Origin of the sequence: Nanchangia anserum (assembly GCF_015240065.1) — a bacterium.
In the GTDB taxonomy this organism is placed as follows: Bacteria; Actinomycetota; Actinomycetes; order Actinomycetales; family Actinomycetaceae; genus Nanchangia; species Nanchangia anserum.
This window is the reverse complement of sequence record NZ_CP060506.1, coordinates 791,930-818,306: the sequence shown is the minus strand read 5'-3', so window position 1 is coordinate 818,306 and position 26,377 is coordinate 791,930. Positions and strand designations below refer to the sequence as shown.

The window sequence follows — 26,377 nt, the reverse complement described above, 5'->3', positions numbered from 1 at the left end:
CGCGATGGGGAAATAAGTTACGGCAGGTGCAGCTGACCGCGGATCATCGACACCATGAGGTCGGTGCCCTTGATCTCGGCCGTCTCCTCGGGGCCGACGATGCGGGTCTGGCCATTGGGCTCAACCAGCTGGGACGCGCCGCCCTCGGGACCGAGGGGAAGAATGACCCATTCCTTGCCGGGGGCGTACGTCGTCGACGGTTCGCGCCCGACGAGCTGGTCGCGAATGTTCGCGATGACGACGCGTGCGTGGGCACGCGCCGCGTCCGCGCGCTTCGACTCGGGAACGTCGGTGATGTCGCCGACGGCGTAGACGTTGTCGCATCCCACGACGCGCATGTGCTCGGTGACGCGCACCTTGCCGTTGGGGCGCAGCTGCTCGGCGTAGGAGCGGCCCAGGTACCCGCTGGCGGTCTGTGAGCCGTAGCAGAGGAACCACATGTCGGCGTCGATCGAGCGGCCGTCGACCGTGGCCACCTGGAACGGCGACAGGGTGCCGACATCCGTCGGCGGGACGTAAGCCAGAGGCGAGCCGAGGACCAATTCGACCCCGCGGTCCTCCAGCTGCTTGGTGATCGTCTGGCGCAGCTCGTCCTTATAGCCCGCGGTTCCGAGGATCGTGTCGGCCTTGTCGACCATGACGATCTCGAGCTCGGGGAACGTCGCGCTCAGCTCACCGGCGAATTCGACACCGACCGTGCCCGCGCCGACGAGGAGCACGCGCCGGGCGCGCCCCAGCGCCTCGCGGGTGACGTCCAGACGAGCCTTGGCGACGGCCGACTGCGAGACGAGGTGCTTGGCCGGATATGGGTAGGTCGTGCCCGTGGCGAGGACGAGGTAATCGGCCTCGATCGGGTCGTGACCGGCGACGTGAACCGTCGTACCCTCGACCGACATGGCAGGGCCGTGAACGACCTGGCCGCGGGTCAGCAAGCGCGTGTACGGCATGAAGATCGTGTGTCCCCATACGGAATCGACCGTCGCGCGCAGGGCGGCCGCGTGGTGGACGAACTGATCCTTCTGCTCGACCAGCGTCACGTCCGCCACATCGTCCAGGCCACCGGCAACCGTAATGCCGCCGTAGCCACCGCCAATCACTACAACCTTCGCCATGATGTCTCCGGTTCTCTCCCGCGTCGACGTCTCACACCGATTCTCCTCATCGCGCGGGGCACAGTGAGGAGATCCGGGCTGTTTTAGTAGTCGAGATTACTATAAGAGGTCCTCACGCGTCAGTGGGCGCGGACGCGTCGAGAGGTTGCTCGAGGGCTCGGGCCACGTTGGGCGGGAAGAACCCGGGACCTTTGAGGACCTTGCCGTCTTCGCGATAGATCGGGCGACCGTTTTCGTCAAGCTTCGACATGTTCGAGGCCTGGACCTCAGCGAGGACGCGTGGCAGGGAAATTCCCGACTCCAAGGCCATGCCGTAGACGACGTAGGTGAGGTCGGCCAGTGCGTCGGCCGCTTCAACGACGTCGCGTTCCCCCTCGTCGTACTCGCGCAACCGCGACGCCACCTCGTCGAGGGCGGCAGCGGCCCGCGTGCCGTAGACCGCACCGACGAGTTCGCCGACCTCTTCGAGGATGAGGCCGAGCCTCATGTGGACGCGCTCATAGTCGACACTGGCCGGGGCGGTCGAGATCGGCATGGCATAGGTGTCGTGAAACTGGCGAACCAGAGCTTCGGGATCGCGCGGATCCGGCTGGCTCGGCTGAATGGAAGCGGTCACGTGTACTCCCCTGTTGCGAACGGATTACCCCGCCTACCGTACGCGTCCCTTGACGGCGCGTGAGCCGATTTTGCAGCCGCGATTGCCGCGTGCTAATGTCTTCATCGTTGCCCAGCGCGGGTGGCGGAATTGGTAGACGCGCTAGCTTGAGGTGCTAGTGACCAATTAAACGGTCGTAGGGGTTCAAGTCCCCTTCCGCGCACAGCACGAAAGGCCCCGGCAGACCACCGGGGCCTTTCGCTATTCCCACGTGCTCACCGGTAATTGCGGGCCGGCGCGGCGGCGGACACCTCAAGCGGCTCGGCGTATTCGGCAACGACCGAGCGCGCCCCATCGCCACGCTCGACGCGGCCACGAATAACCACCGCCGGAGCGGTCGTCACCACGGGACGAAAGCGCTCCCACATTCCCGCAGAACACACGACGTTGACGAGGCCGGTCTCGTCTTGGAGCGACAGGAACGTCGTGCCCACGGCCGTGTGGGGCCGCTGGCGATGCGTGATGATCCCGGCAATGGTGACGCGCTCGCCACAGCGGTGGGTGGTGACGGCGCTGAGAGGACGGATACCGCGAGCATGTAGGTCGTCGCGAATGAACGCGGTGGGGAATCCGCTGTGCGAGACCCCGCCGGTGCGGATATCGGCGATCATGTCCTCGCGCGCGCTCATCTCGACAAGCGGCGGGGCGGTCGCGCCGGGGGCCGTCTCGGGCAGGACCTCCTGCACCCAGCCGTGGCGCGTGGGGGCCGACTGGGCCACTCCCCCGGCGGCCCACATTCCCGCGCGCCGGGTGATGTTTAGGCTCGCCATCGCGCCGCTTTCGGCAAGCGTCTCCAATGCGACCACCGGCAGCCTCGTGCGTGTGGCCACGTCCTCCATGCTGGCGTAGGGCCGCGTCGCACGGGCCTCGACGATTATCCGGGCGCGCTCCTTGCCGAGGCCTTTCAGGGGCGCGAGTCCCAGCCGCACGGCCAACCCGGACGGGGACTCGGGATCGGCCTCGACGCACGCGTCGACCTGTGAGTAATTCACATCGGCAGGGTGCACGCGCACGCCGTGCCTGCGGGCGTCCTCGACGAGGGTCAGCGGGGAATAAAACCCCAGCGGTTGGGCGGCGAGCACGGCGGCATAAAAGTCCTCGGGATAGTGGACTTTCAGCCACGCCGAGGCGTAGACGATGCCGGCGAAGGAAAACGCGTGGGATTCGGGGAAACCAAAATCGGCGAACCCCTGGAGTTGACGCCAGATCTGTTCGGCACCCGCCTCATCGATTCCCCGCTCGGCCATGCCGGCGAACAGCGCGGGTTTGAGGGCCGCCATCCGCTGGGCCGAGCGTTTTGCCCCCATGGCCTTGCGCAGCTCGTCGGCCTGGGAGGGACTGAAACCGGCGGCGTCCTCGGCCAACTGCATGAGCTGTTCCTGGAAGAGGGCGACCCCGAGCGTCTTCTCGAGGGCGCGTTTCGTCAGCGGGTGCGGATAGGTCACAGCCTCGCGCCCGCGGCGCCTGCGCAGATAGGGATTGACCGCCTGGCCCTGAATGGGGCCGGGGCGCACGAGGGCCACGGCGATGACGATGTCGTAGAACGTCTGCGGTTTCAGGCGGGGCAACACCGACATTTGGGCTCGCGATTCAACCTGGAAGACACCGACCGTGTCGGCGCGCTGAAGCAGGTCGAACACGCCGTCGTCCTCGGGGTTCAGGCTGGCCATGTCCCACGTGGTTCCGCGCGGCGGTGCCACCGAGCGCTGCGTCAGAGACGTGAAGGCCAGGCGCAGCGCGGTGAGCATCCCCAGGCCCAGCAGGTCGAATTTGACGAGGCCGGCGTCGGCGCAATCGTCTTTGTCCCACTGCAAGACGCTGCGTCCCGGGGTGTTCGCCCACGTCACCGGGCACACGTCGATAACCGGACGGTCGCACAACACCATCCCGCCCGAGTGGATGCCCATGTGGCGGGGCAGGCGCTGGAGGCGGCGCGCCACGTCGGCGACCGGGCGGGGAATGGTCGGGGAATCAAAGGGATCGCGATCGATGCCCCCGAAGCTCTGCCGCATCCACCCCTCGGCCGTGCCCTCGTCATACCCCATGACCCGGGCGACGTCGCGCAGCGCCGAACGCGGGCGATAGCTGATGACCGTCCCCACCTGCGCGGCCTGCTCGCGCCCGTAACGGGCGTAGACGTGAGCGATGACGTCCTCGCGCCGATTCGCCTCGATGTCCAGGTCGATGTCGGGCATGCCGACGCGCCCGGGCGAGAGGAACCGCTCGAAGTGAAGTTTGTGGCGCACGGCGTCGACCGCGGTGATCCCTAAGGCGTAGCACACGGCGGAGTTCGCCGCCGACCCGCGCCCCTGCGTGAGGATTCCCTGGGCGCGGCAGAATTCGACGATCTCGTGAACGATGAGGAAGTACCCGGAAAATCCCAGCTCACCGATGAGGGCGAGTTCGCGGGTGATCTGATCGCGCACGGCGGCAGAATCGGCGTCGTCACCGTAGCGGCGCCGGACCCCTCGCCACGTGAGTTCGCTCAGCCAACTGTGCGGCGTGTGCGCGTCGGGGACATCCGGGCGGGGCAGCTCGGGAGCGATGAGGTCGAGGCCGAACGCGCACTCGCGAGCGATCTCGACGCTTGTCGCCACCGCGCGCGGGTGGCGGTTGTGGAGGCGAGCCATCTGCTCGGGCGAGCGCAGCCGGGCATGGCGGGTGGGCAATCTCCCCCACGCCTCCTCCAGGCTCACCCGCATCCGCCGCGCCTCAACGACATCGGCCAGGTGCTGACCCGCGGCGTTCGCGCAGCGCGCTCCCGTCGTCGCGACGAGGGGCAGGCGACGGGAATCGGCCAGATCCGCGAGCGCGTCGGCTAGCCCCGCCTCGCCCGGCGATCCCGTGAGGCAGGTTTCGACGGCCACGGCCTCGGCCCCGAAGCACGCGATGGCGTGGTCGAGCCAGCGGGCGGCCGCGTCGGGACCTGATCGGGCGAGGCACGTGCGCAGCGGTCCCGTGTCGTCGCCGGTGAGAACGAGCCAGTCGGTGGCAGCATCGGCGAGGTCGGTGAGGTCGTGCGCGGGCGTTGCTCGGCTGCCAGCTGCGAGGTTGTGTCGCGAGATCGTTCGTGACAGTCGCGCGTATCCGGCGGCGGTGCGGGCGAGGATCGGCAGCCGGGTGCCGTCGGCGAGGGTGAGCTCGGCGCCGTGGATGAGGGCGAGGGGCAGGTCGCGGGCTGCGCGGTGGGCTTGAACCGTGGCGTAGAGGCCGTCGCGATCGGTGATGGCCAGGCCGGTGAGTCCCAGTCGCGCGGCCTCGCTGACGAGGTCGGCGGGCTGGTCGACGCCCTCGCCAAAGCTGTAGGCCGAACGCGCGTGCAGCTCGGCATACCCACCTATATCGAACATACGTTCGATTATAGGGAGGCAGGCCGCCCCGCGCCGAAGGAAGCGGCGATGAGGTCGCGCAGCTGCGCGCTGTCGAACGAGGCCATTCCTCCCTGGCCGATCACGCGGTCGTACAGCTGGCGTTTCGACTCCGCGAGCGCGGCGACCTGGGTTTCGACGGTGTCAGCTGCCAGGAGGCGATAGACGGTGACGGGGCGCGTTTGCCCGATGCGGTGCGCGCGGTCGACGGCCTGGGCTTCCACGGCGGGGTTCCACCAGGGGTCGAGCACAAACACGTAGTCGGCCTCGGTCAGGGTTAGCCCGAAGCCGCCGGCCTTAATGCTGATGAGGAAGACGCCGGCCTCGCCTGCGCGCCATCGGGCGATCTCCCCCTCGCGGTCGCGGGTGGCCCCGTCGAGATAGGCGTGCGCGATCCCCTCGGCGTCCAGGCGTTCGCGCACGCGGGCGAGATAGCTGGTGAACTGGCTGAACACGAGCGCGCAGTGGCCCGCGGCGCGCAGCTCGCCGATGCGGGAGATGAGGTAATCGGTTTTTGCCGATTCCGCCTGCCCGACCCCGTCGACCAGCGCGGGATCGAGGCTGAGGAGGCGGAGCTTCGTCAGGGCGCGCAGGATGCCCATGCGATTGGCGTCGACGTCGTCGATGAGGCCGAGCATGCGCTGGCGTTCGCGAGCGAGGTAGGCGTCGTAGATGCGGCGGTGGCCCTCACCTAGCTCGAGGGTGACGACCTGTTCGCTCTTCGCCGGCAGATCGGCGGCCACCTGCTCTTTCGTACGCCGACACAGGAAGGGTCGGTAGCGGCGTTTCAGCTCCTCGGCCGCCTCGCGGTTGCCGTCGGCCTCGATGGGGCGGCGGTAGCGGGCGATGAAGCGGGTGCGCGGAGGCAACAGGCCCGGCGCGACGAGGGCGTAGATGGCCCACAGGTCCATGACCGAGTTTTCGACCGGCGTCCCGCTCACCGCCAACCGCCAGGCGCAGTCGAGGCGGCGGATCGCGCGGTGGGTGCGCGATGCGGGGTTCTTCACGGCCTGTGCCTCGTCGAGGACGCATCCGCCCCAGGAGATCTCGGCGTAGTCGTCGATCTCGAGGCGCAACAGGTGATACGAGGTGACGAGAATGTCGCAGCCGCCGGCCTGGTCGCCGACCGTGTCTGCGCGCGTGGCGCGGGTGCCGTCACGCCGGGTGACGACGAGATCGGGATAGAACCGGGCGGCCTCGCTGATCCACGTCGTGGCCACCGACGTCGGGGCGACGACGAGGACCGGGCCGCGATCGGGATGCGCGAGGCGATCGGCCGCGATCGCGGTGAGGACCTGAACGGTTTTGCCCAGCCCCATGTCGTCGGCGAGGATCCCGCCGAGTCCGCACGTGAACAGCCAGTGGCACCACGCGGCGCCGTCTTGCTGGTAGGAGCGCAGGGTGAGGCCGGGCGCCGGGGGCATCTCGAAGGTGCCGGGGCCGCGTTCGATGTGGGCCAGGCGGTCGAGGAATTCCCGGGGGGCCTCGAAGGTGTCGCTGTGGTCGCGCAGCTGTGCCAGCACCTCGGCGTCGTAGGTGGTGACAGAAACGTCCGCGCCGGGTCGGTCGGTGATATCGGCGGCGCCGCGCAGCGCCTGGGCGATGGCGCACAGGTCGGGATCGGTGATGTCGACCCACACCCCGGGGGTGACCTCAAGGTGGCTCTGGCCGTGACTGAGGGCGAGGATGACGTCACGCAGGGCGAGGTCGTGGCCGCAGATGTTTACACGGGCGGAGAGTCCGAGCCAGTCGCGGCGCTGCCCGGCACTCAGCGTGACGGCGATGTGGGGAGTGCCGGTGAGGACGCGCCCGGCCAGGACGGGGTCGACGCTCACGGTGACGTGATCGAGGCTGGCCAGTGCGGGAACCAGTGTTCCCACGAGGGTGGGGAGATCATCGGGCGACCAGCGATAGGCCAGTGGCGAAGCGGCGTCCTCGATTCCCGTCCGGGCGTAGACGTCGGCGATGTCCTGGGTGAGGGCGAGCAGGTCGCTTCCGGCGTAGGTGTTCCAGGCAGCGCGGTGGTCGCCTTTGCGGCACGTCCACGTGATGCCCAGGCTCTCCCCCAGGGTTGTCACGTACCCCTCGAGGACGAGGTCGGCAGCTTCGGGCGGCGTCCACGATCGATCGGTGGAGGTGAGCGGGAGATCGTCGGTGAGGATCGGAGCCAGGGTGAGGGCAAATTCGCCGATGTCGGCGGCGGGGATCGTCACGGGATCGGGGCGGCCCCACCAGCGTCGCGCCGCCGGGGTGAGGGTCGTCGTGAGGGCGTGGAGGGCCGGCGGGTTGAGCCGCAGCAGCCACAGCGCGTGAGTCCCGCCGATAATCCACTCGTCGCGGTGCAGAACCTGCTCGCCAATGCGGATTGCGGGGTCTGCCCGCAGGTCGTCGCCTTCGGCGCGGATGTCGATGACCGGGTGGGCCGAGGCCTCGGCGAGCCTGATCTGGCGGCCACTGACCTGGTCGATGAGGGCGACGCCGGCCGAATGGGCAATGAGGAGCTGGGTGAGGGCGTGGTCGCGCAGGGATGCCAGGGTGATCTCGCCCGCGCGATTGCGCGAGGTCGCCAGGTCGACGATCCCCTTCATGACGGTGACGTGGCGCGAACGCAGATCGCCGGTCACCGATTCCCATCCCGACGCCAGGTCCTTCCAGCTGACCCGCGCGCGGGTCCACTCTCCGCGCCTCGTCCGGCGGAGCGGGTAGATCGTGACCTCACGCGAATCGGCATAGTCAAGGCCGAGGCCCAGCGGGGCACGATCGGTGTCGGCGGTGACGAGGCCGCCCAGGTGTTCGCGCCAGCCGATGCCCGCTTCGCGCGCGTGATCGCGCACCTGAAGGATGAGGGCGAGCATGTGGACACAGCGCGGACCGAGCGCGCACGTGCACCGGGCTTCGAGCTCCTCTAGCGTCGCCCCATGTGCGCGCAGCGACACCGTGTAGGTCACGCCCGTCGCGGCATCGTGGACCTGCCCGTCGACGCCCTCGGCCGCGTGTGAGACCCGGGTGAGCGCACCCGCGCGGACGAGGCGGTCGGCGCGCAGGTAGCTGGCCGGGCCCAAGAAGGCGCGGATCTCGTCGTCGCTTAGCGCCCGAAGCACCACGTCGATCGAGGCTGCCATCGCTGTCCTTTCCGTGTCGTCCGGCCAAATTTTCAGCGTAGCACCGCGATCGAATCCTCATAGGTGCCCTCATGCCACCACCGACCCTGCCGATAGACGAGCAGCAGCGCATCGCCTTCGCAGCGAACGATGAGGTAGGCCCGAAACGTATCGGCGTCGCCGTGGCCTCGCCACCACGCCCCGTTAACCGGGTAGGGCCCATAGGCCTCACCGATGGGGCAGCTTGCCCCAATCGAGCGATCGAGAACCGCCGGGGGCGCACTCAACTCGCCATCCTCGTCAATCGTCACGGGGTTCCCGGCACCATCGCGCACCCCGACCCCGCGCGGGGTATCCCACAGCAGCGTCGGGGCCGGGGTGCACACTGCGCCGCGCCAGGGCGCATCCTCGGGTGCCAGCGGGGGCGGTGGCGCATCCCAGGGGTGCGGCCGCACCCGCGAGCGCGGATCGAAACCGCCTTGGCGGTGGAGCCGGGTCACCCCGTCGCTGCCGACCAGTCGGGTGATGTGGGTGGCGGCGGCGTGGGCGCGGCGGGTGTGGAGGACGGAGCGTTCGTCGCCCCACAAGCTCGGGGTGAGTTCGGCCAGGGGCAGGACGGCGAGCGCCGTCAGGGTGAGGGCGTGGACCCCGCCCGTGACGGCGCCGGCCTCGCCCAGCCACTCGTCGACGTGCCAGCGCACCCGGGTGACGATGTCGCGGCTGCGCGGGGGCGGATCGAGCACCCACGTGCGAGCGCGGTGCTCGCCGAGGCCAAACGTGCAGGTGATGCGCAGGCGGGTGAGGGTGAGGCCGCGCTGGCTGAGGTCATCGAGCAGGTCGTCGGCAAGGTGTTTGGCGAGGAAGACGACCTGTCCGCTGTCACGCAGCGGCGGGTCGCACTCGCGCGTGCGGGCGACGTCGTCGTCACCACACGCCCGCCCGTGCAACGGCCAGTCCTCTCCGCGAGCGAGAAGGGTGACGAGTTCGCCGGCTGCGCCAAAGCGCGCGGCAAGCGACCCGGCGGGCAGGCGGCGGATGTCGCCGAGCTGGCGGATTCCAAGCTGGCGCAGCTGATCGACAAACTCGGCGACGTCGCGCCGATGCGGGCCGGCCTCGTAGACGAGGGGCAGCCAGGTTGTCGGCAGCGGGGCGAGGAAAGCCGCCTGTTCGTCGGGGGCGACTCTGAGGCCACGGTGGGCGGCGACGATCCCGGCGAGGGTGCCGTCGGCGATCCCGACGCTGGCGTCGGCTCCCGTGTGGTAGGCGATGACCTCACCGGCCTGTTCCATCAGTTGCTCCTCGTCGGCGTCACTGCTCAGTCTCCCCAGCGGCGCAACGGCCAGGCCTGGCCGCCACGCGCTGACGTCCCAACGCAGCTCGTGGAGGGCGTGGAGAACCCGATCGAAGGCTCGCTGCGATCGATCGGGATCGGGCGGGAGTAACGCGAGGTGCGGGAGAATCGCGCGCGCCTGGCGAACGCGCATGCGTGGGCGCACTCCGGCGCGCCGAGCCACGGGCGAGACGTCCAGGATGGTCTGCCCGCTGGCCAGAGCCGCCGGGGCGTCGGGCGGATATCCGGCCTGCGCGATCTGTAGGGCCCAGTGGGCGACCCAGACGACTAATCGGCGCTGCGCCATTACCCCACCTCCACCGCGCGCTCGCGCGCGCCTGGCCACGCCCCCAGCGCGATCACCGTGCAGCCGCGGGCGTGGGCCCGCGCTGCCAACGTGCGCGCGCTCATCGGTTCCACGCGCGTGCTGCCGGCGACGACGACGGCGCACGCGTCGACGAGGGCCGTCAAGATGGCGACGTCGCTGCCGAACGTGCGCGGGACGTAGAGCACTCGATCGAGGTCGACTCCGTGCTGAGCCGCCGCCAACCACCCGACATCGGGCAGCGCGACGACGCCGGCCCACCCGTAAGTCCCCATGGCGCGCGCCATCGCCTCGTACAGGTCGACCCGGCGTGCCGGGCAGCGAATGACGCCTCCCGCACGCGGGCGCGACCCACGGATTCCCACGCGTTTCTCCGCTACCGCGAGCGCGCGCCGTGCCCGGTCCAGGCGCGCGGGGACCCCCTCCACACTCTCGAACATACGTTCGATACTAGCGCGCGCCGCAGCTGCTGCGCCCACCCTTAGCCGCCGGCCACGTTTCCGGCTACAGTGTCGGTAACGACACCGCCGTCTTGCCGAGGAGGACCGATGGATCTCTCTGCCCGCCCACTCGCCCCCAACCCCTACGACCTGCTGCCTCACTTCCCCTCCTTCACGCTGACGTCGACGGACATGGTCGACGATGGGGCGTTGGACGTCGGCGACGGCGCAGGGCGGCTCGCGTTCCCCGCAGCTGTCGTGGTCGGGTTTCCCGGACGGCACGCGCTCGTTTCTGGTGACATGTTTTGATCCCGATGCGCCGACCCCAGCGGGGTTTTGGCACTGGTGTGCGGCTAACGTGCCGGGCAGCGTCGCCGAGCTCGCGGCGGGTGCGGGAGCCTCAGACGCGGAGCTGAGCGGAGGCTTCCACTGCCCGAACGACACGGGGCAGCGCAATTTCTTCGGTGCCCGCCGCCCGCGGGAGACCGGGCACACCGCTACATCTTTGCCGTCCACGCGCTCGACGTCGACTCCCTTGACGTCGATCACGACACCCGCCCCACCGCTGTGTCTTTCCAGGCGCTCTTCCACACCCTCGCAATCGCGACGGTGACGGGGATGTATCGCACGCCCGAGGACGCGGGGTAGACTTCCTGCCCGTGCTTCACCTGCTGTATTACGCCCCGTGTATCCCGGGCAATTCCGGCGCTGCCATTCGCCTGTCGGCCTGCACGGGATCGATGCTTCACCTCATCGAGCCACTGGGCTTCGTCATGGACGACACGCGATTGAAGCGGGCGGGGCTGGACTATCACGACCTCGCTCACGTGAAGGTCCACCCGAATCTCGACGAGGCCGTGGCCGAGATCGAAGGCAGTCTCTACGCCTTCACCGGCCACGCCACGACGTGGCACACGGACGTGTCCTATCGCGACGGCGACGGCCTGCTGTTTGGCCCGGAACCCACGGGGTTGCCGGCCGAGGTGCTGGCCGATGCGCGCATCACCGAGCAGGTGCGCATCCCCATGACGCCACAGCGGCGCTCACTCAATCTCACGATCGCCGCCTCGATCGCGACTTACGAGGCGCTGCGTCAGTGCGGGTTCCCCGGGCTGACCTAGCCGCTCAGCGTCCGGCGAGGCGACGCGGATCCGAAACGATCATCCACCACGCCGCCACGACGAGCAGGATTGCGGGAATCCACCAGTAGTGGGCCCCGCCCCCGCGCCAGATCAACCACTCGCGCACCCAGTCGGCCTCGGCGGTTTCGGCTGCCGCAGCCACGACGAGACCGACCGCGTGGAGGAGCAACCCGGTGACGGCGAGGGCACGCATCCGCCGACCGTTGTGAATGATGCCGGCTGCGACGAGGCACCACACGAGGCCGGTGATGACGTCGAGGGCGTTGCCGACGCTCGCCTGGTCGACGAGGCGGCTTCCCGCCGCGATCGTTGACCACGCGGCGAAGATGACGAGGATCCCCATGAGGACGCGGGCCGCACCTAGGGCCGGCGGCCTGGTGTCGATCGTCGACGCGTTCACGTCCTCGCTCACGGTTGTCTCCTCACTGCTACGGCTTAGGCGAGGACCTATTCTAAGCCGCGCCCGCGATCTTCTCTCCCCTATGGCGAACGCCACGTCGGGTGGGGACTTTAGTCTGTCGCCCGCTCGCCGCTGGCCGCTTTTTAGTGACACAATGGAGACAGCTTGCGGGCCATCCCGTCCGCACCGTGTTTGGCGATTCTTAAGGAGCGCACATGTCCAGCACCTCGTACGACGTCGTTGTCCTCGGAGCAGGCAGTGGCGGCTACGCCGTGGCCCTTCGGTCCGCCCAGTTGGGCAAGAAGGTGGCCCTCATCGAAGGCGATAAGGTTGGCGGCACCTGCCTGCACCGCGGCTGCATTCCGACGAAGGCGATGTTGCACGTGGCCGAGGCGGTCGAGGAAATCAAGGACGCCGAGAAGCTCGGCATTTTTGCCAGCTACGACGGCGTCGACCTCGAGGTCGTCGGCTCGTACCGCCAAAAGACGATCGACCAGCTGCACAAGGGTCTGCAAGGACTCATTGCCTCGCGCAAGATCGACGTCATCACCGGCTGGGGTCGTCTCGTCGACAACCACACAGTCGAGGTCGACGGCCAAAAAATCACGGGCGAGTCGGTCGTGTTGGCGACGGGTTCGTATTCGAAGTCGCTGCCGAACCTGCCGATTGAGGGCCGCGTCATCACGTCCGAGCAGGCGCTTCAGCTCACGTGGGTGCCGCGTCGCGCCGCGATCCTCGGCGGGGGCGTCATCGGTGTCGAGTTCGCCTCGCTGTGGGCGTCCCTGGGTGCCGAGGTCACCATCATCGAGGGCCTGCCCCACCTGGTGAACAACGAGGACATCGATATCGCCAAGGGGCTCGAGAAGCAGTTCAAGGCTCGCAAGATCGCCTTTAAGACGAAGACGATGTTCAAGGGCGTCACCCAGGACGACTCGGGCGTTCACGTCGAAACCGACAAGGGCGACGTCATCGACGCCGACCTCCTGCTCGTCGCCGTCGGGCGCGGCCCGCGCACCCAGGACATGGGCTTCGAGGAGGCCGGGGTGAAGCTCGACCGCGGCTTCGTGCCGGTCGACGAGAACCTCCAGACCTCGTGCGAGGGCGTCTACGCCGTCGGCGACATCGTTCCGGGCCTACAGCTGGCCCACCGCGGATTCGCCCAGGGCATCTACCTGGCCGAGAAGCTCGCGGGCCTCAACCCGGCCCCGCTCATCGAGGCCAACATCCCGCGCGTGACGTTCTGCAACCCCGAGATCGCCTCGGTCGGCCTCACCCAGGCCCAGGCCGAAGAGGAATACGGCAAGGACAAGGTCAAGACGCAGGTCTTCAACCTCGCCGGCAACGGCAAGTCGCAGATTCTCGGCACGGGTGGCCTCGTCAAGCTCGTCAGCGTCGCCGACGGCCCCATCGTCGGCTTCCACGCGCTGGGCAAGCGCATGGGTGAGCAGATCGGCGAGGGCCAGCTCATGGTCAACTGGGAGGCCTACGCGGAAGACGTGGCTGCGCTCATCCACGCCCACCCGACCCAAAACGAATCGATCGGCGAGGCCGCCATGGCCCTCGCGGGTAAGCCGCTTCACAACTAGATAGCTAGAGGAGACACAACCCACTATGTCTACGAAAGTCGAAATGCCCGCCCTGGGCGAATCGGTGACCGAAGGTACGATTTCGCAATGGCTCGTTGAGGTCGGCGAAGAGGTCGAGGCCGACCAGCCGATCGTCGAGGTCGCGACCGACAAGGTCGACTCCGAGGTTCCGGCCCCCGTCGCCGGTGTCATCCTTGAGCTGCTGGCCGAAGAAGACGACACCGTCGATGTCGGCGCTCCCATCTGCGTCATCGGCGACGCATCCGAAGCCGGCGATAGCGGCGACAGCGAGGACTCGGCCGACGAGGCCCCCGCCGAAGAAGAGGCCGAGGACGAGGCGAAGGACGACGAGGCCGAGAAGGTCCCGGCAGAAGCTGAGGACAAGGACGAGAAGAAGGAAGAGTCGATTCCGGCTGCTCCCCCGGCCCCCGAGCTGCCCGGCGAATCCATTCCCTCCTCGGTGTCTCAGGACGACGGCCACTCGGTCGTCTCGTGGGCCTACCCGCAGGTCGGTTCGGGCTACCCCGGCACGCAGACCGCGCAGGGTCAGGTCGCTCCGCCCGAGGCCCCGAAGGCCCCCGCTGCCCCGGCCTCGGCGGACACGGGTTCGGGCGCCCTCTACGTGACTCCGCTCGTGCGCAAGCTGGCGAAGGACAAGGGTGTTGACCTCTCCCAGGTGACGGGCACCGGTCAGGGTGGCCGCATCCGCAAGCAGGATGTCCTCGCCGCGGCCGAGCGTGCCGCTGCCCCCGAGGCCCCCGCCGCCGCGTCGGCTCCGGCTGCCCCGGCCGTCGAGGAAGACACGAAGCTGCGTGGCAAGACCGAGAAGATGTCGCGCATGCGCCAGGTCATCGCCGATCGCATGATGACGTCGCTGAACTCGACCGCCCAGCTGACGACGGTCGTCGAGGTCGACGTCACCCGGATCGCCGCGCTGCGCGCTCGCGCCAAGGACTCCTTCGCCAAGCGCGAGGGCACGAAGCTGTCGTTCCTGCCGTTCTTCATCAAGGCGGCGACCGAGGCGCTCAAGGCGCACCCGAAGATCAACTCGCGCGTCGAGGACAAGCAGGTCACGTACTTCGCCGAGGAACACGTGGGTATCGCCGTCGACACCGACCGCGGCCTCATGGTTCCCGTCATCCGCGACGCCGGCGACCTGACGATCGCGGGGATCGCGAAGAAGGTCAACGAGCTGGCCGAGGAGACCCGCAGCGGCAAGATCGATCCGTCCAAGCTCACGGGGTCGACGTTCACGATCACGAACACGGGATCGCGTGGCGCCCTGTTCGACACCCCGGTCGTGAACTACCCCGAGGAAGCGATCCTCGGTCTGGGCACGATCGTCAAGCGGCCGGCCGTCATTAAGGACGCCGACGGCAACGATTCGATCGCCATCCGCTCGATGTGCTACCTCGCGCTGAGCTACGACCACCGGCTGATCGACGGCGCTGATGCGGCTCGCTACCTGACGAGCGTGAAGAAGCGTCTGGAGGATGGCGACTTCGCGGCCGAGCTCGGCCTCTAAGTCCCCGATCTTCTCTCGTCTCGGCGGGGTCACCGACACGGTGGCCCCGCCGATGTCGTTGCCAGCTGCTATCCGCTGGCGTCGATGGACCTGACGGCGCCCCTCTCGCCGGTCAGGGTGATTCGCACGGTGCGCCCCGGTTGTGCGGGAACGTCCTCGCACGTGGAGCCCTGGCAGCGGCGGTAGGCCTGTTGTTGTACGTGCACGCTGACGACGACGCCGCCGTCTGGCGCGTCGGGTTCGCGAACGACCTCACCGACCTTCGTCGCCAATCCCTCGAGCCTGATGTCGGCGGCCGCGAGGGCATCGGCCAGGGCATCGTCCTCGGCGCGCGCCGGCGAGTCGGGAGCGGTCAGCGCCGCGAGCTTCTCGCGGTTGCCGCGCGCCAGGGCGGCGTCGCGATCGGTGATGAGCGCGCGCACGTGATCCGCGAGCACATCGCGTGTGGCTGCCTGCTGCGTCGTCTTTTCGGCGGCCGCGGGGGTCGCCTGTGAAGAGGAGGGCCACAGGAGGGTGGCGGCGCCGGCACCGATGAGGGCGATGCCGATGACCGTGGCGAGGAGGCCGCGCCGGTTTCGCCCGCGAGCCTGGCGTCGTCGAGCCTCAGCCGAGCGCACCGGCTGGGTGCGCTGGGTGGGCGGGCGGGTGAGTTCCGCACGGATGGGATCATGGGACTGCGGTGGCGGCGCGGGAGTGTCCTCGGGCCGACGCGTGCGCACCGGCGTATCGACGTCAGCAAGCGCGCGGGCGATGTGGCGAGCCGCGGGGCGTTTCGTGGGATCGGCGTCGCAGGCCCGAGTGAGGATCGGCGCGCTCACGCCGAGGTCACGCGCGAGGATTCCCAGGGCGTAGACATCGGCGGCGAGGCTGACGGCGCGCTCGGGCGCGCGATAGTGCGGCGTCGGTTCGGCCTCGTCGAGCAACGGGTCGATGAGGGCCACCCCGCTGCGCGTGGCGTGGATGTTCGCGGCCGACACGTCGCCGTGGGCGAGTCCGGCTGCGTGAATGCGAGCGAGCTGGCAGGCGACCTTGTGAATCGCGGAACGGGCGTGATCGCCACGCCAGCTCTCGTCTCGCGCAAGCACGCCGAGATCGTCGCCCTCGCGGATCTTCGAGATGACCCCGACGCGTCCAAGGTCTGCCGGGGCAATGGCGACGATCCCGCATAACCTGCCCCGGGCAAAGCGATCGGCCCGCTCCCCGGCGTCGGCGCGCACGAGTTTCGCCGCCCACGCGCGCCCGCTCCCGTCGCGGACCCTCCAGACGGTGCCCGCCTGAGAGCGGCCCAGCGGTGCCACTAACTCATAGCCGTCGATCTCCATGTTTCCTACACCACCACAGGAAACGCGGCACGTGGTGACCGCTCACGCATCTGTGGATAACGGCGGCACGACGCGCCGGCGTGCTGGGTTAGACTGAGGAATCATGGCTAACGATCTCACCTCCCAGACTCCGGCGAAGCGGCGCTGGTACCACAATCTTCAAGACGCGTTCCGCGTCACGAAACGCACCTATCCGTGGGTGGGTTGGGTTCTTGCTCTCATCCCGCTTGTGTTGGTGGTCCTCGCCATCGTCGTGTGTCTCGCGACCTCGTCTCCGCTGCTGGCGACGATCGGGTGGGTCGTCGTCGCCCTCACCGCGGGTGCGTTCATCGATACGATATTGCTGACGCGTCTGCTCACCCAGGCGATGTATCGCCAAATCGATGGCACCCAGGGTGCTGTGCAGTGGGTGCTGTCGCAGATTAAGCGCGGCTGGTCGATCGAGTCCGAGCCCGTCGCGATGAACCGGAAGCAGGATCTCGTGTGGCGCCTCGTCGGTCGCCCGGGCATCGTCCTCATTTCCGAGGCTCCCGCACAGCGCGCCGCTTCCCTGCTGGGTGAGGAGGAACGCAAGTGCCGCCGGGTTGCCCAGTCGGTGCCCGTTCACACAATCCAGGTCGGGCATGGCGAGGGGCAGGTTGCCCTCAAGGATCTCATGCGCACGCTGCGTAAGCTGCCGAAGTCGATCGCGAAGGACGACGTTCCGCTCGTCGCCAAACGCCTGGAGTCGCTGCGGATGCGCACCCAGTCGATTCCGCGCAGCGTCGACCCGTCGCGGGCGAAGATCAACCGCCGAATGTTCCGCGGTCGCTAGTTTGTGCGCCTGTCTCGCCCCGCCTGCCTCACCGGTCGGCGGGGCGAGAGCTTATTCGGCCTCGTCGATGCCGTAAATGAGGCGGTGGGCAACGACGCGGGCGCGGCGCGCCGCCCGTCGATAGTCTTCCTGGACGTCCTGCTCGTGGCCGTGGGGATATCCGAGCAGACGTCCGGCAGTGACGAGGTCGCCCGGCTGGGTCGCGATGACGTTGAGCTTGCGAGCGGAAATCGCCCGGTGGGCCAGGGCGTTTGCCGCGCGGATACGGCTGGCAAGCTTCCATGACGTCGCCAGCGTGTCGGCGTCACCCGCGTCAACCAGCCCGGCCTCAACGAGCCCACGAAGGCCCGCGAGCGTGCCCGTATGGGCTAGCTGAGGATGGGCGTGGGCGTGAGTGAGCTGCTGGATTTGCACCGCCCATTCGACGTCGCTGAGTCCGCCGGGACCGAGCTTGACGTGATAGGCAGGATCGCAGCCCCGCGGGAGCCGCTCGTTTTCCATGCGGGCCTTGAGCAACCGGATTTCTCGGAGGCCGCGTTCATCGAGTCCCGTGCCATAACGGTGGGTGTCGGCAATCTCGGCCCAGGCAGCGGCGAGGTCGTCGTCACCAGCGATGACGCGCGCTCGCAGCAACGCCTGGCGCTCCCACACGCTGCCCCACCGCTGGTAGTGATCGCGATAGGCCGCCAGCGACGGTGACAATGCACCCCGGCTTCCCTCGGGACGCAGGTCGTAGTCAATGGAGAGGGCCGGTGCCTGCCCGAACGTCGTGCACAGCTCGGCGAGGCGACGCGCCACCTTCACCGCGATCTCGGCGGCCTCGGCGTCTGCCGTATTCCGGGGATCGTGGAGGACGACGGCGTCGGCGTCGGAGCCGTAGGATGCTTCTCGCCCACCCTGGCTGCCCATGACGATGAGGGCGAAGGCGACGCGCCCATCCGGGTCGAGCTCGCTGCGCGCAGCCTGAAGGGCCGCCGCCAGCACCTCGTCGTTAACTGCCGCAATCGCCTCGTGAGTGCGTTCCTCGTCGATCCCCTGGGTAACTTCGCGCATGGCCTGACGCAGCAATTCACGCGCGCGCAGATCGCGCAACGCGCCGATAGCGCCGGCCGCGTCGTGTCGAGCGCTCAGCGACGCGACCTCGGCGTGAAGGCGCTCGTGCGGCAACGGATGGAGCTCGGCGTCGTCGTCGAGCCAACCGACCGCCGCCGGATGCAGCTCGAGTCGCTCGGCGACGAAGGGCGACGTCGCCAACACCCGGCATAGTCGTGCGGCCGCGACTCGCGAATCGCGCAAAAACCCCAGATACCAGTGCGACGACCCGATCGCGTCAGAGAGGCGGCGAAACGCCAACATGCCCTGATCGGGATCGGGACCCGTCGTCAACCACTCGAGGATGCCGGGCATCAGCTGGCGTTGAATAGCGGCTCGTCGGCTCACGCCCTCGGTGAGTGCCGTCATGTGGCGCAGCGCCCCGTCGGGATCGCGATAGCCGAGGAATCGCAGGCGCTCCTCGCCGGCGCGAGTGCTCAGCCCCACCTCCTGCGTCCCCGCCTGCGCGACGATATTGAGCAGGGGTCGATAAAACAGGTCGTGGTGGAGGTCGCGCACCCGCGCACGAACCGCCAGCCACCTCTCGCGTATCTCTGCCACGGCATCGCCGCTGGCACCCATGCTGCGCCCGATGCGCCGCAACTCGGTTTCACTCGTCGGCACAATGTGGGTGCGCCGCATCCGCCCCAGTTGTGCCCGGTGTTCGAGGACGCGCAAGAATCGATAGCACCTGGCCAATTCGCCGGCGCTGTCGCGCCCAATGTAGCCACCGGCGGCGAGCGCGTCGATCGCTTCCAGGCTCGAGCGACATCGCACGGTCTCGTCGGTGCGCCCGTGCACGAGTTGCAGCAGCTGAAGCGAGAATTCGATATCGCGAAGTCCCCCCGGTCCCAGCTTGATGTGGCGGTCGCGTTGGGTCTGCGGGATATGGTCCTCAACGCGGGCACGCATCGCCCGGGCGTCGTCGACGAAATTCGGCCGCGTCGACGCCGACCACACGAGCGGGGCCACGTCCTCGATGAGGCGACGCCCCAACTCACGGTCTCCCGCGCATACGCGGGCCTTCAGCAGGGCCTGAAACTCCCAGTTCTTCGCCCACGAGCGGTAATAGTCGAGGTAGGACGCGGGCGTGCGCACGAGCGCCCCGTCGCGTCCCTCGGGGCGCAGGCCGACGTCGAGTTCCCATAGGGGTGGCTCGCTACCGGGCCCCGACACCGCCTGAGCCACGGCAACTGCCAGCCGTGAGGCACGCTCGCGCCCGCGCCGGGCATCGGCCCCGTCGCTCTCGGCGACGTACATGACGTCGACGTCAGAGAGATAGTTCAGTTCGCGCGCCCCGGTCTTCCCCAATGCGATGACGGCGAACTCGCACTCTGCCTCGGGGTCGACGTCGCGTCGGGCCAGCGCTACCCCCGCCTCAATGGCGGCATCGGCTAATGCGGCGAGTCGCGCGCTGACGGCACCGACGTGGGCCTGGGGGGCGTCGCCGGCGAGATCGGTCGCGGCCAGCGTGTAGAGGTGGCGGCGGTAGATACAACGGATGTCGTCGCCGCTGCCGCGGCTGGCAACCCACGCCCCCGGGCGAACCTCGCTGGCACCCAACGCGTCGAGCATCTCGGCGCGCACTGCTTCTGCGGCGTCCTCGGCCACCTCATAGGCCTCGGCCAGGTCGAGCGGTAACTCGGGAACCTCGGTGCGCACCGCCTCGATGACGTCGGGGTGGGTGAGCAGATAGTCCGCGCCGGCGCGCGAGGCACCGACCAGTGCGATCAGTCGACGCGCTGCCGCGTCGTCGAATTCTGCCACGTCGATTCCGGCCTCGCGGGCACGGGCGAGAGCGATGACAGCCTGGTCGGGATCGCCCGCGTGCGCCAGAGCATCGATGCGCGCGGGCGTGTCGAGGAGACCGACCTCGCCGGCCTCGATCCAGCCGGCCACGCGTTCGACGTCGCGCACGCCCGCGCGGCGCAGGCGTTGACTCAGGCTCAGGCGACGGCTCATCGTCAGGACAGCGAGATGAAGCGCGCGATTTCTTTGGGCGTGATCTGCTGAGAGTAATCACGCCACTCGTGCTCCTTATTTCGCAGCACGAAGGCGAACACCTCCTCGCCCAGCGTCGTGGCCATGAGTTCGGAACGGCGGAAGTGGACGAGGGCCTCCTGTAGCGAATGGGGCAGCTCGGCGATCCCCAGGGCGCGGCGTTCGGCACCGGAGAGTTCCCACACGTTGTCCTCGGCCTCCTCGGGCAGGCGGTACCCTTCCTCGACCCCCTTCATTCCCGCCGCCAACAGGGCCGCGAGCGCGAGGTAAGGATTGGCCGAGGAGTCGGTGGCGCGGTATTCGATGCGCGCGGCCTTGGGTTTGTCGGGTTTGTACAGCGGCACGCGCACGAGCGCCGAGCGGTTGTTGTGTCCCCAGCACACGTAGCAGGGCGCTTCTCCCCCGCCGTAGAGGCGCTTATACGAGTTGACGTACTGGTTGGTGATGACCGACAGCTCGGCGGCGTGGCAGAGGATGCCGGCCATGAACGAGCGTCCCGTCGCCGAGAGCTGGTATTGGCCGGCCCCGTCAAAGAAGGCGTTGCGCTCGCCCTCGAATAGCGACATATGCAGGTGCATCGCCGAGCCGGGGGCGTCGATGAGGGGTTTGGGCATGAATGTCGCGAGCATGCCTTCTTGCAGGGCGATGTCGGAGACGACGGCTCGGAACGTCATGATGTTGTCGGCGGCGCTGAGAGCATCCGTGGCGCGCAGATCGATTTCGTTTTGGCCGGGACCGCCCTCGTGGTGGCTGAACTCGACCGAGATCCCCATGTTCTCTAGCGCCTCGACGGCGCGGCGACGAAAGTCGTTGGAGCCCCCGCGCGAGACGTGGTCGAAGTAGCCGGCCCGATCGATCGGTTCCAGCGGTGCGTCGAGGCTTGCCGGAGGTTTGAGCAGGTAGAACTCGATCTCGGGGTGGACGTGGAAGACGAATCCCGCTTCGGCGGCCTTCGCGAGCTGGCGCTCGAGCACGCCGCGCGGGTCAGCGCGGGCCGGCTCGTCCAGCGGCGTCATGACGTCGCAGAACATCCGCCCGACCGCGACGTCGTCGTGACGCCACGACAACAGCTGAAAGGTCGAGGCGTCGGGATAGAGCAGCATGTCGGATTCGTATACGCGGGTGAATCCCTCGATGGTCGATCCGTCAAAGCCGATGCCCTCGCTGAAGGCTTTTTCTAGCTCGGCCGGGTCGATGGCCACCGACTTGAGCTTGCCGAGCACGTCGGTGAACCACAACCGCAGGTAGCGGACGTCCTTTTGGGCAATGAGGCGCAGCACCTCGTCTTGTTGGCGATCCATGGCTTACCCGTGTGCCCACCAGCGCTGGTCGTCGTGACGCCCGGCGCGCAGATACATGGAAAACGTCTCGGACAGGTTCTTCGACGTCAATACGTCCTCAAGTTCACCCGAGGTGACGATGCGACCGTCCTTAAGCATGAGTGCGTGGGTGAATCCCGGTGGGATTTCCTCGACGTGGTGGGTCACCATGATCATCATCGGCGACGTCGGGGCCGACGCGAGCTCCGCGAGCGCCCCCATGAGGATCTCGCGTGCCCCCAGGTCCACGCCGGCGGCCGGCTCGTCGAGAATGAGGATCTCGGGATCGGCCATGAGCGCGCGGCAAATGAGGACGCGCTGTCGTTCCCCATCGGACAGGGTGGCGAAATGCCGCTGCGCCAGGTGAGAGATCCCGAAGTTCTTCATCAACCAGTCGGCGCGGGCCTCGTCGACCTGTTCATAGCTCTGGTAGTGGATCTTCACCAACGTGCCGTAGGCCGCCGACAGCACGATGTCGCGCACGCACACCGACGGGTCGATGGTCTTGAGCAGTGCCGACGAGCAGAACCCGACGCGTTCGTGAATCTCTTGGGTCTCGACGTTGCCCAGCTCCTCGCCGAGGATGCTCACCGCCCCCTCGGTGGGAAACAGGCGCGCGGCAAGCATCGACACGAGCGTCGTCTTGCCCGCCCCGTTGGGTCCGAAGATCACCCAGTGCTGGCCGGATTCGGCCTGCCAGGTGACGTGAGACAGCAGCGGGTTGCCGCCGCGGACAACGCTGACGTCATCGAGTTCGACCAGGGATTCCATGTGGTCTACCTTACGGGGAATCCGCCTCACGCACCGCGCGGCAGGCCCGACTCACACGAGCGAGCGATAGAGGGCGACCGTTTCCTCGGCGACAGCGGTCCACGTGAAGTGCTCCTCGACGCGTGCGCGCCCCGCCTTGCCCATGCGCCGGGCCAGCTCGGGATCGGCGAGCAGCGCGTTGATGCGCTCGGCCATGTCGGCCTCGAACTTCTCGGGGTCGAGTGGGGTACCCGTGCCGTCGGTCTTCTGGTCGATCGGCACGAGATAGCCGGTGACGCCGTCGTCGATGCAATCGGGGATGCCGCCGGTCTTCGTTCCGACGACGGGCAGCTCCATCGCCGCGGCCTCGAGGTTGACGATCCCCATGGGTTCGTACACCGACGGGGTGACGAAGACGGTGGCCTGCGACAAGATGTTGACGACGTCGTCGTGGGGCAGCATGTCGGGGATGAGGATGACGCGCGAGCGTTCCTCGCGCAACTCGGCCACCAGCTCGTCCACCTCGCGCTTAATGCCCTCGGTATCGGGAGCCCCCGCACACAAGACGATCTGGGTGTCCTCGGGAACGCGCCGCAGTGCCCGCAGCAGGTGCGGCAGACCCTTTTGCCGGGTGATCCGCCCGACGAAGGCGACCGTGGGGGCGTCCCTGTCGATCCCGTGTTGGGCCAGCGTCGCCTCGATCGCGGCGTCGTCGCTCGGCAGCGCCCAGTCGTCAAGGTCGAGACCGTTGTGAATTACCCGAACGCGATCGGGATCGAGCGAGGGATAACAGCGCAAGATGTCGTCTCGCATCCCGTGCGACACGGCGATGACGGCGTCTGCTCCTTCGTAAGCCGTCTTCTCGGCCCACGACGACACCCGGTATCCCCCGCCCAGCTGCTCGGCCTTCCACGGGCGCAGTGGCTCGAGCGAGTGGGCCGTCACCACGTGAGGAATGTCGTGCATGAGTTTCGACCAGTGCCCCGCCATGTTCGCGTACCACGTGTGGGAGTGAACGAGGTCGGCTCCCTCGGTGCGCTGCGCCATGCACAGATCGACGCCCAGGGTCTTCAACGCGGCGTTGTCATCGGCCTGCTCGGCGCAGTAGTCGTACCCCGTTACCCCATCCTCGCAGCGCGGACCATCGAACGCGTGGACATGAACGTCGACGTGGTCGCGAAGAACCTTGGCGAGTTCGGTGACATGGACGCCAGCACCGCCATACACGTGCGGGGGAAATTCACGGCTGAGCAGGTCCACCCTCATGGTCGACACCTTTCTGCATACGGGCCACGCCCGATCGATCGCGGGGATATTGCCACACTAACGGATCTCAAACGCGCCCGCGGGCGATCGATAAACCCTAGGCTGCAGATATGGCTAAGAACAATGTCCTCGCAATCGTCCTCGCAGGCGGCGAGGGTAAACGGCTCATGCCTTTGACCCTCGATCGCGCCAAACCCGCCGTTCCCTTCGGTGGCCACTACCGACTCATTGATTTCGCCCTGTCGAACCTCGTCAACTCGGGCTATTTGCGCACGATTGTTCTCACCCAGTACAAGTCGCACTCCCTCGACCGTCACATCGTCCAAACCTGGCGGATGTCGGCCAACCTCGGCAATTATGTCGCCCCCATTCCCGCCCAGCAGCGCCAGGGTAAACACTGGTACCTCGGCTCGGGAGACGCCGTTTACCAATCGCTCAATGCCGTGCGTGATGAAAAGCCGGACTATCTCGTTATCGTCGGCGCCGACAACATCTACCGCATGGACTTCTCCCAGATGGTCGAGTCCCACATCGCCTCGGGTAAGCCGTGCACCATCGCCGGGATCCGCCAGCCCATCGAGCTGTCCAGTGCCTTCGGCGTCATCGACCAGGATGGCGGCGATGTCAAGGCCTTCCTCGAAAAGCCCACCCACTGCGAGGGGCTGAGCGACGACCCGACGAAGATCCTCGCCTCCATGGGCAACTACGTGTTCACGACCAAGGACCTCATCGAGGCCCTTGAGCGCGACGCCGCCAACGAGGACTCGGCCCACGACATGGGCGGCGACATCGTCCCCTATTTCGTCGAGCACGGCGGGGTCAACTGCTACGACTTCATCGACAACGAGGTCCCCGGTGCCACCGAACGCGACCGCGACTACTGGCGTGACGTCGGCACGCTGGATGCGTTCTACGACGCCCACATGGACCTCATTTCGGTCCACCCCGTGTTCAACCTCTACAACTTCGAGTGGCCCACCTATACGAAGGCCGACGCGTGGCTGCCGCCGGCAAAGACGACCTTCAACGACGCCGACCGGCGCGGTGTCGCCATCGACTCGATCGTCTCCAACGGCGTCATCATTTCCGGTGGCAACGTCGAGCACTCGATTCTGTCGCCGGGAACCTACGTCCATTCCTATTCCTCGGTCTCCGAATCGGTCCTCATGCACAACACGCGCATTGGCCGCCATACCGTCGTCGCCAAGTCGATCCTCGACAAGGACGTCGTCGTCGAGGAAAACGCGACGATCGGCGTCGATCCGGAGCGCGACCGGGCTCGCGGATTCACCGTCACCGAATCGGGAATCACCGTTGTTCCCAAGGGTTCAATCGTGCACCCGTAAACCACTCCGGATGCGCTGAGCGCCTATACCGCCGGCGGCGACTCGCCTGTCAGGGTGTGTCGCCGCCGGCGCACGTCAATGAGACTCGGACGCGCGCACGTCCTCAAAGGGAACGTCGCGCACGGGAAACGAGCGATAGGCCAGATAGGAGTGCAGGTAGTCGCGGTGCTCGTCGCAGGCCAGCCACGTCTTCTCCCGGCGGGTCGGCAGCGCAGGATTCGACCACACGACGGCCCACCGGGCGTCGGCCTCGCACCCGCGCGCCGAGCAGATATCGTCAGCCGGTCCTGCCGTAAGCGCCATAACTTCCCTCCCCTAACTACCATGAGCCTATGACGACACTACGCACCCTCACGCTCGTCCGCCATGCCCAAGCCGGGTCGGGTTTTGGCGTCGACCACAAGCGTCCGCTCACGGCCACCGGTACGCGTCAGGCCGATGCCCTCGGCCGCTCACTCAGTTCCGTCATCGCACCCCAGGCTATCCATCACTCCTCGGCCCGGCGCACGACGCAGACGGCTCGGGCGCTCGCCGAACAGCTGGGCCCGTGCGATCTCGTGAGCGTCGACAATCTCTACGATGCCTGGTGGGACGACGTCGTCGCCTACGTGCGGGGATTCGACCCCGGCCACACCGACGTCGTGGTCGTCGGGCACCAGCCGACCATCGGGGCGTGTGCGTGGGAGCTTACCCGCGACGATTCGATCGGCGCGGTGGGCACAGCCACGGCATTCGTTCTCGAATGGCGCGGCAGATGGGATGAGCTTGCTGGCGGCCGCTGCCGTCTGCGCGCTCGCCATCACGCCCCCGCCTAGCCGTCGTGTCGCGGGTGAGTTCACCGTCGTACATGCGGTAGACGGCGTCGCAGTAGTCGATGAGCCTCTCGTCGTGGGTAACCATGATGGTGGCGCGTCCATCCTCGTGGGTGAGATCGCGCAACAGCTTCACGGTCTCGAAGGCGCGTGCCGTGTCGAGGGCGGCCGTCGGCTCATCGGCGAGGATGACGGCGGGGTCGTGCATGAGTGCCGTGGCGATCGCCACGCGCTGGCGTTCCCCGCCGGAGAGGGCATCGGGGTATTTTCCGGCCAGCGACGCGATGTCGAGACGGTCCATGAGTTCGTCGCGCCGACGCGTATCCGGCGTGGTCCCGGCGACCTTCGCGTGGAAGACCATCTGATCGCGCACGGTCAGGAAAGGCACGAGCGAAGACGACTGCAAGATGAACCCGAGCTTGGTGAAGCGCTGACGCGACAGCTCTTTGCGCGAAATCTCCGTGAGATCGACGTCGTCAATGCATACCTGTCCCGTGCTCGGCGTCAGCAGCCCGCCCATGATGGTCAACAGCGTCGACTTGCCGGAGCCCGACGGGCCGAGGATGGCACAGAACTCGCCATCAGGGATGGTCAGTGTCGTCGGCTTGAGGGCATGGATCGTCTCGGATCCCTGCGTGTAGTCCTTGGAAACATCGGTCAGTGTGATCATG

Annotated in this window: 19 protein-coding genes, 1 tRNA gene and 2 pseudogenes; 8 read left to right on the top strand and 14 right to left on the bottom strand. The window is 67.7% G+C overall.

Features of this window, described 5'->3' with window-relative positions:
- Positions 1–17: 17 nt before the first annotated feature.
- Positions 18–1,112, bottom strand: coding sequence for an FAD-dependent oxidoreductase (locus H8R18_RS03750; RefSeq protein WP_191070786.1), 1,095 nt, complete (start codon positions 1,110–1,112; stop codon positions 18–20).
- A gap of 112 nt (positions 1,113–1,224) precedes the next feature.
- Positions 1,225–1,728 carry a pyrophosphohydrolase domain-containing protein gene (locus tag H8R18_RS03745; RefSeq protein WP_420826888.1) on the bottom strand — a complete coding sequence of 168 codons (504 nt, stop codon included), beginning with the start codon at positions 1,726–1,728 and terminating at the stop codon, positions 1,225–1,227.
- 114 nt (positions 1,729–1,842) lie between these two features.
- On the opposite strand from H8R18_RS03745, the gene H8R18_RS03740 reads away from it, so the two are divergent.
- Positions 1,843–1,930 (top strand) — tRNA-Leu (locus tag H8R18_RS03740).
- Positions 1,931–1,982: 52 nt separating this feature from the next.
- On the opposite strand, the gene H8R18_RS03735 is transcribed toward H8R18_RS03740, so the two are convergent.
- From H8R18_RS03735 to H8R18_RS03720, 4 genes are read right to left on the bottom strand one after another with little or no spacing between them, the layout of a single operon-like run.
- Positions 1,983–5,117 carry an error-prone DNA polymerase gene (locus H8R18_RS03735; protein WP_191070785.1) on the bottom strand — a complete coding sequence of 1,045 codons (3,135 nt, stop codon included), beginning with the start codon at positions 5,115–5,117 and terminating at the stop codon, positions 1,983–1,985.
- A gap of 8 nt (positions 5,118–5,125) precedes the next feature.
- The gene (locus H8R18_RS03730; protein ID WP_191070784.1) at positions 5,126–8,257 is read right to left on the bottom strand and encodes a DEAD/DEAH box helicase; all 3,132 of its coding nucleotides are present in this window, start codon (positions 8,255–8,257) and stop codon (positions 5,126–5,128) included.
- A gap of 32 nt (positions 8,258–8,289) precedes the next feature.
- Entirely contained in the window at positions 8,290–9,873 is a 1,584-nt protein-coding gene (locus H8R18_RS03725) for a DNA polymerase Y family protein (protein WP_191070783.1), read from the bottom strand.
- The gene (locus H8R18_RS03720; RefSeq protein ID WP_191070782.1) at positions 9,873–10,331 is read right to left on the bottom strand and encodes a hypothetical protein; all 459 of its coding nucleotides are present in this window, start codon (positions 10,329–10,331) and stop codon (positions 9,873–9,875) included. Before H8R18_RS03720 ends, H8R18_RS03725 begins: the two co-directional genes overlap by 1 nt.
- A gap of 108 nt (positions 10,332–10,439) precedes the next feature.
- Between H8R18_RS03720 and H8R18_RS03715 the strand changes: the two are divergent.
- Together H8R18_RS03715 and H8R18_RS03710 are read left to right on the top strand one after the other, a co-directional pair.
- A pseudogene (locus H8R18_RS03715) lies at positions 10,440–10,979 on the top strand (YbhB/YbcL family Raf kinase inhibitor-like protein).
- A gap of 11 nt (positions 10,980–10,990) precedes the next feature.
- The gene (locus H8R18_RS03710; RefSeq protein ID WP_191070780.1) at positions 10,991–11,452 is read left to right on the top strand and encodes a tRNA (cytidine(34)-2'-O)-methyltransferase; all 462 of its coding nucleotides are present in this window, start codon (positions 10,991–10,993) and stop codon (positions 11,450–11,452) included.
- Positions 11,453–11,456: 4 nt separating this feature from the next.
- On the opposite strand, the gene H8R18_RS03705 is transcribed toward H8R18_RS03710, so the two are convergent.
- Entirely contained in the window at positions 11,457–11,885 is a 429-nt protein-coding gene (locus H8R18_RS03705; protein WP_191070779.1) for a hypothetical protein, read from the bottom strand.
- 203 nt (positions 11,886–12,088) lie between these two features.
- On the opposite strand from H8R18_RS03705, the gene lpdA reads away from it, so the two are divergent.
- Together lpdA and sucB are read left to right on the top strand one after the other, a co-directional pair.
- Positions 12,089–13,459 (top strand): dihydrolipoyl dehydrogenase, encoded by a 1,371-nt coding sequence (lpdA, locus tag H8R18_RS03700; protein WP_191070778.1) that lies wholly within the window; start codon positions 12,089–12,091, stop codon positions 13,457–13,459.
- Positions 13,460–13,484: 25 nt separating this feature from the next.
- The gene (gene sucB / locus H8R18_RS03695; protein ID WP_191070777.1) at positions 13,485–14,984 is read left to right on the top strand and encodes a 2-oxoglutarate dehydrogenase, E2 component, dihydrolipoamide succinyltransferase; all 1,500 of its coding nucleotides are present in this window, start codon (positions 13,485–13,487) and stop codon (positions 14,982–14,984) included.
- A 68-nt stretch (positions 14,985–15,052) separates the two neighbouring features.
- Here sucB and H8R18_RS03690 read toward each other — a convergent pair whose 3' ends face one another.
- Positions 15,053–16,306, bottom strand: a complete 1,254-nt coding sequence (locus H8R18_RS03690) for a hypothetical protein (protein WP_191070776.1) — start codon at positions 16,304–16,306, stop codon at positions 15,053–15,055.
- Positions 16,307–16,409: 103 nt separating this feature from the next.
- Between H8R18_RS03690 and H8R18_RS03685 the strand changes: the two genes are divergently transcribed.
- Complete coding sequence (locus H8R18_RS03685; protein WP_191070775.1) at positions 16,410–17,120, top strand: DUF4191 domain-containing protein; 711 nt, start codon at positions 16,410–16,412, stop codon at positions 17,118–17,120.
- A 51-nt stretch (positions 17,121–17,171) separates the two neighbouring features.
- Here the strand turns inward: H8R18_RS03685 and H8R18_RS03680 are convergent, their stop codons facing one another.
- The 4 genes from H8R18_RS03680 to glgA are packed head-to-tail and all read right to left on the bottom strand — an operon-like array spanning position 17,172 to position 23,548.
- Complete coding sequence (locus tag H8R18_RS03680; RefSeq protein ID WP_191070774.1) at positions 17,172–20,174, bottom strand: bifunctional [glutamine synthetase] adenylyltransferase/[glutamine synthetase]-adenylyl-L-tyrosine phosphorylase; 3,003 nt, start codon at positions 20,172–20,174, stop codon at positions 17,172–17,174.
- Positions 20,175–20,176: 2 nt separating this feature from the next.
- A complete protein-coding gene (locus H8R18_RS03675; protein ID WP_191070773.1) occupies positions 20,177–21,514 on the bottom strand; it encodes a glutamine synthetase family protein in 1,338 nt (445 codons plus the stop codon).
- Positions 21,515–21,517: 3 nt separating this feature from the next.
- Positions 21,518–22,303, bottom strand: coding sequence for an ABC transporter ATP-binding protein (locus tag H8R18_RS03670; RefSeq protein WP_191070772.1), 786 nt, complete (start codon positions 22,301–22,303; stop codon positions 21,518–21,520).
- A 51-nt stretch (positions 22,304–22,354) separates the two neighbouring features.
- Positions 22,355–23,548 (bottom strand): glycogen synthase, encoded by a 1,194-nt coding sequence (gene glgA, locus H8R18_RS03665; protein WP_191070771.1) that lies wholly within the window; start codon positions 23,546–23,548, stop codon positions 22,355–22,357.
- A gap of 110 nt (positions 23,549–23,658) precedes the next feature.
- Here glgA and glgC point away from each other — a divergent pair, with 110 nt between their 5' ends.
- A complete protein-coding gene (glgC, locus tag H8R18_RS03660; protein ID WP_191070770.1) occupies positions 23,659–24,894 on the top strand; it encodes a glucose-1-phosphate adenylyltransferase in 1,236 nt (411 codons plus the stop codon).
- 75 nt (positions 24,895–24,969) lie between these two features.
- Here the strand turns inward: glgC and H8R18_RS03655 are convergent, their stop codons facing one another.
- The gene (locus H8R18_RS03655) at positions 24,970–25,197 is read right to left on the bottom strand and encodes a hypothetical protein (RefSeq protein WP_191070769.1); all 228 of its coding nucleotides are present in this window, start codon (positions 25,195–25,197) and stop codon (positions 24,970–24,972) included.
- A gap of 29 nt (positions 25,198–25,226) precedes the next feature.
- Between H8R18_RS03655 and H8R18_RS09195 the strand changes: the two are divergent.
- Positions 25,227–25,460 (top strand): annotated as a pseudogene (locus H8R18_RS09195) (SixA phosphatase family protein); the annotation flags it as partial.
- Between the two features lie 121 nt (positions 25,461–25,581).
- Here the strand turns inward: H8R18_RS09195 and H8R18_RS03650 are convergent.
- Positions 25,582–26,376 carry an ABC transporter ATP-binding protein gene (locus H8R18_RS03650; RefSeq protein ID WP_191070768.1) on the bottom strand — a complete coding sequence of 265 codons (795 nt, stop codon included), beginning with the start codon at positions 26,374–26,376 and terminating at the stop codon, positions 25,582–25,584.
- Position 26,377 lies beyond the last annotated feature (1 nt).

What these genes read in the sequence shown, in the direction of transcription:
- H8R18_RS03685 (WP_191070775.1), top strand. Translation starts at nt 16,410, where the DNA reads ATGGCTAACGATCTCACCTCCCAGACTCCGGCGAAGCGGCGCTGGTAC.
- H8R18_RS03650 (WP_191070768.1), bottom strand. Translation starts at nt 26,376, where the DNA reads ATGATCACACTGACCGATGTTTCCAAGGACTACACGCAGGGATCCGAG.
- H8R18_RS03730 (WP_191070784.1), bottom strand. Translation starts at nt 8,257, where the DNA reads ATGGCAGCCTCGATCGACGTGGTGCTTCGGGCGCTAAGCGACGACGAG.
- H8R18_RS03675 (WP_191070773.1), bottom strand. Translation starts at nt 21,514, where the DNA reads ATGGATCGCCAACAAGACGAGGTGCTGCGCCTCATTGCCCAAAAGGAC.
- H8R18_RS03690 (WP_191070776.1), bottom strand. Translation starts at nt 16,306, where the DNA reads ATGGAGATCGACGGCTATGAGTTAGTGGCACCGCTGGGCCGCTCTCAG.
- H8R18_RS03655 (WP_191070769.1), bottom strand. Translation starts at nt 25,197, where the DNA reads ATGGCGCTTACGGCAGGACCGGCTGACGATATCTGCTCGGCGCGCGGG.
- H8R18_RS03750 (WP_191070786.1), bottom strand. Translation starts at nt 1,112, where the DNA reads ATGGCGAAGGTTGTAGTGATTGGCGGTGGCTACGGCGGCATTACGGTT.
- H8R18_RS03680 (WP_191070774.1), bottom strand. Translation starts at nt 20,174, where the DNA reads ATGAGCCGTCGCCTGAGCCTGAGTCAACGCCTGCGCCGCGCGGGCGTG.
- H8R18_RS03670 (WP_191070772.1), bottom strand. Translation starts at nt 22,303, where the DNA reads ATGGAATCCCTGGTCGAACTCGATGACGTCAGCGTTGTCCGCGGCGGC.
- H8R18_RS03725 (WP_191070783.1), bottom strand. Translation starts at nt 9,873, where the DNA reads ATGGCGCAGCGCCGATTAGTCGTCTGGGTCGCCCACTGGGCCCTACAG.
- sucB (WP_191070777.1), top strand. Translation starts at nt 13,485, where the DNA reads ATGTCTACGAAAGTCGAAATGCCCGCCCTGGGCGAATCGGTGACCGAA.
- H8R18_RS03735 (WP_191070785.1), bottom strand. Translation starts at nt 5,117, where the DNA reads ATGTTCGATATAGGTGGGTATGCCGAGCTGCACGCGCGTTCGGCCTAC.
- glgA (WP_191070771.1), bottom strand. Translation starts at nt 23,548, where the DNA reads ATGAGGGTGGACCTGCTCAGCCGTGAATTTCCCCCGCACGTGTATGGC.
- glgC (WP_191070770.1), top strand. Translation starts at nt 23,659, where the DNA reads ATGGCTAAGAACAATGTCCTCGCAATCGTCCTCGCAGGCGGCGAGGGT.
- lpdA (WP_191070778.1), top strand. Translation starts at nt 12,089, where the DNA reads ATGTCCAGCACCTCGTACGACGTCGTTGTCCTCGGAGCAGGCAGTGGC.
- H8R18_RS03720 (WP_191070782.1), bottom strand. Translation starts at nt 10,331, where the DNA reads ATGTTCGAGAGTGTGGAGGGGGTCCCCGCGCGCCTGGACCGGGCACGG.